Here is a 6,589-nt window from a genome sequence, read left to right as displayed (position 1 = left end):
CCGACGGCGTGGTCGTCGACGCCCAACCGGTCGCCGTGCGGGAAGGCTCGGCGGGCTGATGGCGTCACGCACGACGAAGTCGCCCCGCGTCGTCGACTTCTCGACCCACCTGTCCGGCCCGGTCGCCAGCCGCCAGCTGGTGCACCTGGGTGCCGACGTGGTCAAGGTCGAGAACCCGCGCTTCGGCGACGGCAACCGCACGACCACCCCGTTGGTCGACGGCGTGGGCATGTACCACCTCGTGCTCAACCCGGGCACCCGCAGCATCACCGCGGACGTCCGCTCGCCGGGCTGGCCTCGTTTGACGGCCCGGCTCGCCGCGTGGGCCGACGTGGTGATCGTCGGCAACCGGCCGTCGGCGGCGGCCCGCTACGGGATCGACTTCCACTCGATCGTCAAGCACCGCGCCGATGTCGTGTACTGCCTGATCACCGGCTACGGCCTGGACGGCCCCTGGTCGGGGCTGCCGGCTCACGGCCTGAACATGGACGCCTACGCGGGCCTGGTGCCCGTGGAGTGGGCCGACGGCCGGCCCGTGCCGTCCGAGGCCTATCGGTCGGCCGGCACCACCCTGGCCGGCATCCATGCTGCGCTGGGCATCTACGCCGGGCTGCACCGCCGCAGCCTCGACGGCCAGGCCCAGTTCGTCCACGTGTCCATCTGGGAGTCGGCGATCGCGTCGATGTGGCGCGACATCGGCACCTACGCGAACACCGGCGAGCTGTGGCCGGGCTACCGCGACAAGGGGTCTCGGTACTGCATGTACGGCACGGCCGACGATCGGGCCATCCTGCTCTGTCCCGGTGAGAAGCACTTCTGGGAGAGCTTCTGCGACGTCGTCGAGCTGCCGGCCGCGCTGCGGGCCCGGGGTGACTGGTCGAGCGGCATGGACTTCGGTGAGGACTACCTCGAGCTGGGTGAGCGTGAGGAGATCCAGGAGCGGATCGGCCGCCGCCCGCTCGACGATTGGGTGCGGCTGATGGCCGCGGCCGACATCCCGTTCGCCCCGGTCCTGGACTGGCGGGAGGTGCTGGGCTCCGAGCACGGCTCGGTGAACGGGCTGGTCAGCACGTACGAGCACGACGGCCACACAGTCGAGATCCCCAGCAGCCCGGTCTCGGTCACCTCGGCCGACGGGGCCACGACCGCCGACGACCTGGCCGCGGCCCACCGGGTGAAGGGCGCGGTCCCAGGGCCACCGCCCGAGCTCGGCGCCGACACCGAGTCGGTGCTCGAGGAGCTTGGGGTCCCCGACCTGGCCGAGGACCTGCTGGCGCCATGAGCGAGCGCATCGCCGTCGTGTCCGAGGGCCCGGCGACCGGGCCGCGCTGCGCCGAGTCGACCCGGGTGGCAGGGCTCGAGCCGGTGGCCTCGGTGTCGGGCGTGAGCGGGATGCTGCTCGTCGAGTGGCCGCTGCCGTGGCCCCGGGACGCCGGCGAGATCGAGGCTCTCGCGCCGGTCGTGCAACGCATCTCCGCACTGGCCGGGAAAGGGGCGGAGTACCGCCTCCAGCTGGTCACACCGGCGATGGGCGCCCCTGATCCCGCCGCCCGGCGGGTGGTCCGCTACACCCGGTCGTCCGGCGCCTTCCACCGTTTCGAGTCCACCGAGGAGGTCGTGGCCGCCGATCAGGTCGTCGACGCCGCCGTGGCGCTGCTCGACTGGCCGGCATCGCCCGAGCCCTGCGCCGGGGCCGAGGCCGTACCGGTCGACGTGCTGGTGTGCGGCCACGGCTCGCGGGACGTGTGCTGCGGCTCCATGGGGACGGCCCTGGCCCGCAAGCTCGGCGGCCGCGGCCGCGGCGCCGAGCGGGTGCGCGTGTGGCGCACGTCGCACCTGGGCGGGCACCGGTTCGCTCCGACGGCGGCGTTCCTGCCCACCGGCCAGGTGTGGGGTCACCTCGACGTCGACGTGGCCGAGCGGGTGATCGCCGAGACCCTGTCCGAGGCCGGGATCCGCCGGCACTTCCGAGGCACTCTGGGCATCTCGTCGGGTGCGACCCAGGTGGTCGAGCGGGAGGCGCTATGCGCCGTGGGCTGGTCGTGGGCCCGCTGCCGCCGCGAGGTCGAGGCCATCCGCGAGGTCGATCGGGCGGTGTGGCAGGTGAGGATGGTGTTCGAGGATCTCAGCGGTCGCCACCACGGTCTCGTCACCGCCGAGCTCCGCCACGACGGCGAGGTCGCCATACCGGCATGTCGGGGTGTGGGTCAGGCGGCGGCATATCCCCTTTGGCGCGTCGACGACTTCCGGGTCGACAGCGACCTGCCCTCCGTCCGCCTCTCCGGCTGACTCCCTGGGGAGCAGCAGCGCAGCCACGGCTCGGGCCGCGTCATCGCACCGAGCCGGCTGTCTCCGCGAGGTGGGCCGTCGTGTCGGGCGGGAACCGCAGCACCAGCAGCGCCAGCCCGTCGGGGCCGCTCTCGACGGTGGCCGGCGCCTCGTCGCGCTCGTACCAGCCGAGCGACCGGGGACCGTAGGGCGTGTCGTCGACCACGATCGCACCGGACACGACGCACCGGTACTCGCCACGGGGCGTCGACGCCGTCGGCAGTGCGATCCGGGCCTCAGGCCCCAGCGTCACGAGGTGCACGCTGAGCCCGTCGCCGTCGGCGAGTGCGGTGTGCACCGCCGCATCGCCGGGTGCCGGGCATCGTCCGGCCTGCTCGGTCAGCGACACGTGGACGTTGCGTCGCCCCTTTCGCAGCAGCTTGTCCCGGGACCCCGGCATGTAGGCCGTCAGCGTGCTGTGGTCCGGGCGAAGCGTGAAGAACCGCAGCAGGCCGCCCTCGGTGCCGAAGGGGCCGTAGGTGGTGTAGGCGTCGGCGTAGTGGACCATCAACTCGTCGATGGGGTGCCGCTGATACCACGAACCCGGCCCACCGAAGAACACCTGGAACTGGTCGACGGGGTGGAAGTGGGCGCCGACGGTGGTCTCGCCCTCGAAGTCGACCAGGAAGCCCTGCGGTCCGGGCTGCCGGGTGCGGGCCTCCCCGAAGAAGTCGTGCACCACGCGATCGCTCGCCGGGTTGTCGGCTGCCCCCATGGGGCCCGTGACCCGCTGGACAGGTGCGGCGTCGAGGGCGACGAAGCTCATGGCGCCGGCTCGCCGAGCTTGTAGAGGCTGCGGGCGGCGTCGTCGAGGATCAGCCGCCGGCATCGACGACCCGGTGTCGTTGCGCATGGTCTCCCCCTCGAGCCAGCCGCGTCACCTTGACGAGAATCTCTGGAGTATTACAATTATACCCATAAATACGCGAGTATGAGGGGGAGTCTCATCGCTGCGACCCGCGAGCACCGCATCGCCGTCATGCCCGGAGACGGCATCGGACCCGAGGTCGTCCGAGAGGCTCTCCGGGTGCTCGACGTCGTCGCCCGGGTCGAGGGCTTCTCCCTCGACCTGCTCCACCTTCCCGACTCCGGGGACCACTACCTCGAGACCGGCGAGATCATGACGCCCCAGACCATCGAGTCGCTGCGGGGCTGTGAGTCGCTGCTGCTCGGCGCGGTGGGTCACGCCACCCTGCCCAGTGGCTTCGTCGAATCGCGCACCAATCACGTGCTGGTCCACGAGCTGGACCTGAGCATCGGCGTGCGCCCGGCCGAGCTGTTCGCCGACCACCTCACGCCGCTCAAGGGCGTCAGCGTCGGCGACCTCGACATCACCATCGTGCGGCCGACCAACGAGGGCGAGATCGCCATCCGCGGCGGCAGCCTGCAGAAGGGCTCGCCCTACGAGGCCGCGGTCAGCCTCGACGTCCACACCCGCTTCGGCGTCGACCGGGTGCTCCGCCACGGCTTCGAGCTGGCCGGCACCCGCCGCCGCCGGCTGGCCGTGGTGGCTCAGGCCAACGCCAACACCTCGCACAAGGTGTGGGAGGCGGCGCTCGAGGGCCTCCAGGGCGAGTACCCGGACGTGGCCACCGAGTTCCTCTACCCCGACCACGCCGCCATGCAGCTGGTGCGCGAGCCCGAGCGCTTCGACGTGCTCGCGACAACCCTCATCATCGGCGGCATCTTCACCGACCTGCTGGGCGCCCTCATCGGGGGCATCGGCCTGATCGGTTCGGTGCGCTGGAACCCAGAGACCCGGTTCGGGCTGTACGAGCCCGCCCACGGCTCGGCACCCAAGTACACGGGCAAGAACATGGTCTCGCCCATCGCCACCTTCCGGGCGTTGGCGATGCTGCTCGACAACCTGGGCGAGAGGTCCGCTGCCACTCGCATCGACGAGGCCATCCGCCAGGTGTTCCGGACCGGCACGGTGTCCGACCCGTCGAGCCGCTCGGCGCTGGGCACCGTCGGCACCACCGACGCCGTGCTCGCTGCGATCGCCGACCCCCAGCCCGCTGGCTGAGGTCGGACCGACGGTACGGCGACATGTACCGGCGCATCTCCGTCGGTCGACCGGGGCTGCCCCGCGAGCGGGGCGGTGTCCTTGCGCACTTGGAGTGGGTGGCCGTGCTGGGTCCGCAAACATGGGCGGCGGAGTGCCGTCTGTCAACGGCTACCAGCCTTCCGTGCTCGGCGGGCGTGCGCTCGGCGACGCCATCGGGCACGGATGGCTCGGCGGAGCGGGAACTCATTGATGGACCCTTTGTCGAGGGTCCTTGAGTGGGACGATGGCGTGGCAACCTCTGCGAGGTTGGCTTTGGCGCCCGTTCTTGATGAGCTACCGATCGAGGTTGGACGCAACATGGGCGACGCCGTCTCCCACGCCGCGGTGACCTGCTCTGGCGCGCGGGCCTGGCGCAATACGTGTCGGTACACCTGCTGACTGGACTTCACGGCGTGGATTTGGTTGGGGACGAGGTGCAGGTCAGCGGCACTCTGCGGTACGAGTTGGACGGCCCGAACCGCGTTCCTAAACCGTGTGTCGCAGGTGCGAGTCCTGCCTGGGGCGCCCGCCGTCGTCCCTGGTAGCGAGCCTACGGAGTCCCGAGACCCGTACCTGTTGGTGTACCTCCTGGTGTACCTGGGACGCGTGGCGGTGTACCTCGTCGGCACGCACTCGGCAGAGGTTGCGTCACCCTCGGTTGCTTGCTGTGGACGGACAGGTGCGCATCCAGCAGACCGGCCGGATGGCTGATGGGCCTGGACGCCCGGTCGCCGAAGGCTTGGTGGTCGTCCTGCCCGAGCGGACAGAGTGAGGGTAGAGCTCGATCTCTACCTCGCGTCCGTGGTCCACCCGCCTGTCAGCTCAGTCCCGCGCCCCGGTCGGTGTGGCCTCGCGGATGCACGCCGAGGTCGGTCGAACCCTGCTGTGGCGGTAGCTCCGTCTCGTCTTCGGGGTGGATCGTGGTGTTCCCGGGGCTGGATGCCGGCCGCAGTGTGATCCCGGGATCGGACGCTGGGTCCCGGGATTCTGGGCTCGTCTCCCGAGCGAGGTGATGTGGTTCCCGGAGATCGGGTGAGGGTTCCCGAATATCGTCGGCTGGTCGGTCTGGAGCGCTCGGGCGGGGGTCGAAGATGACTGTGCAGGTCGAGTCGCTGGTCGAGGTGTCGCTGCGTGAGGTGTGGAGCGACGAGGCGAGCTTGTTCACGCCGTGGCTGGCAGCGAACCCCAGCCACCTGTCCGAGGCCCTCGGCATGCAGCTCGAGCTCGTCGGCCCCGAGATCCCCGTCGGTCCGTTCTCGGCCGACATCGTGCTGGTCGATCTGAACTCGGCGCGGCGGGTGGTCGTGGGAGAACCTCCTGCGGGCGACGGACCATGACTATCTGGGGAAGCTGATCACCTACGCGTCCGGGTTGGAGGCGGCATGCGCGGTGTCATTGTTCGAGCTTCACCGGGTTTCGCGAGACCTTGTACCTCTCGATTGCTTGCTTGTGGTCGGGTAGGCCGACCGAGATCTGCTCCGCGGCGAGGGAGAACTCCATGAGCTCGTGCCACATCCACCGGATATAGCGGTTCACGACCATCTTGGTGGCTCTCGCGGCGTAGGGCGGTTGGGCAGCGATGGCGCGAGCCGTATCCCAGGTTGTCTCGCGGAGCTCGTTGAGAGGCACGGCTCGGGTGACGACGCCGTAGCGCTCGGCCTCGGCCCCAGTCATGATCCGACCGGTCATCAGCATCTCTTTGGCCCGCTGTGGACCGGCCAGGAGGGGCAGCGCCACGACGGCGCCGTCTCCGGCGACGAGGCCGAGGGTGACGTGGGTGTCGCCGAACTTCGCCTCCTCGGCGATGTACACCAGGTCACAGAACAGGGCCATGGTCGCCCCGAGACCGATGGCCGCACCGTTTACCATTGCGATAAGCGGCTTCTCGGTGCTCAACATGGCATGGGCGAGATGCCAATCGCGGTGGTGGACGCGCTCCCAGCCGCTGCCCCCGCCGCCGCCCATGTTCGAGGTGTCGCCACCGGCACAGAACGCCCGGCCCGCGCCGGTGAGCACGATCACGTTGGTGTGCTCCTCGCAGTCCGCCTCGGCGAGTCGCTCGATGAGCGACTGCGTCATGGCCGCGTTGCTGGCGTTCAGGCGGTCGGGGCGATTGAGCGTAATGACCGTGATCCCGTCGTCACCGTGCTCGAGCAGCACCTCTGATCCGTCGGTTCCCATGGCGTGCGCGCCTTTCTCGGTCCCTTGCAACCC

Annotated in this window: 6 protein-coding genes; 4 read left to right on the top strand and 2 right to left on the bottom strand. The window is 70.3% G+C overall.

Annotation, left to right across the window (positions count from 1 at the left end; all coding sequences use genetic code 11):
* The first annotated feature begins 58 nt into the window (after positions 1–58).
* Together VK611_23370 and VK611_23365 are read left to right on the top strand one after the other, a co-directional pair.
* Entirely contained in the window at positions 59–1,282 is a 1,224-nt protein-coding gene (locus tag VK611_23370) for a CaiB/BaiF CoA-transferase family protein (GenBank protein HMG44294.1), read from the top strand.
* Positions 1,279–2,289 carry a sucrase ferredoxin gene (locus tag VK611_23365; GenBank protein ID HMG44293.1) on the top strand — a complete coding sequence of 337 codons (1,011 nt, stop codon included), beginning with the start codon at positions 1,279–1,281 and terminating at the stop codon, positions 2,287–2,289. The genes VK611_23370 and VK611_23365 overlap by 4 nt, the downstream gene beginning before the upstream one ends.
* A 40-nt stretch (positions 2,290–2,329) precedes the next feature.
* On the opposite strand, the gene VK611_23360 is transcribed toward VK611_23365, so the two are convergent.
* Complete coding sequence (locus VK611_23360) at positions 2,330–3,094, bottom strand: hypothetical protein (GenBank protein HMG44292.1); 765 nt, start codon at positions 3,092–3,094, stop codon at positions 2,330–2,332.
* A gap of 165 nt (positions 3,095–3,259) precedes the next feature.
* Between VK611_23360 and VK611_23355 the strand changes: the two genes are divergently transcribed.
* Both VK611_23355 and VK611_23350 read left to right on the top strand, forming a co-directional pair.
* A complete protein-coding gene (locus VK611_23355) occupies positions 3,260–4,354 on the top strand; it encodes an isocitrate/isopropylmalate family dehydrogenase (GenBank protein ID HMG44291.1) in 1,095 nt (364 codons plus the stop codon).
* 1,112 nt (positions 4,355–5,466) lie between these two features.
* Positions 5,467–5,712, top strand: a complete 246-nt coding sequence (locus VK611_23350; GenBank protein HMG44290.1) for a hypothetical protein — start codon at positions 5,467–5,469, stop codon at positions 5,710–5,712.
* A 55-nt stretch (positions 5,713–5,767) separates the two neighbouring features.
* On the opposite strand, the gene VK611_23345 is transcribed toward VK611_23350, so the two are convergent.
* Positions 5,768–6,556 (bottom strand): enoyl-CoA hydratase/isomerase family protein, encoded by a 789-nt coding sequence (locus tag VK611_23345; GenBank protein ID HMG44289.1) that lies wholly within the window; start codon positions 6,554–6,556, stop codon positions 5,768–5,770.
* Positions 6,557–6,589: the final 33 nt, after the last annotated feature.

It is taken from the genome of Acidimicrobiales bacterium, assembly GCA_035316325.1.
Lineage (GTDB): Bacteria > Actinomycetota > Acidimicrobiia > Acidimicrobiales > VFJN01 > DASXTK01.
This window is presented reverse-complemented; position numbering and strand designations above follow the sequence as displayed.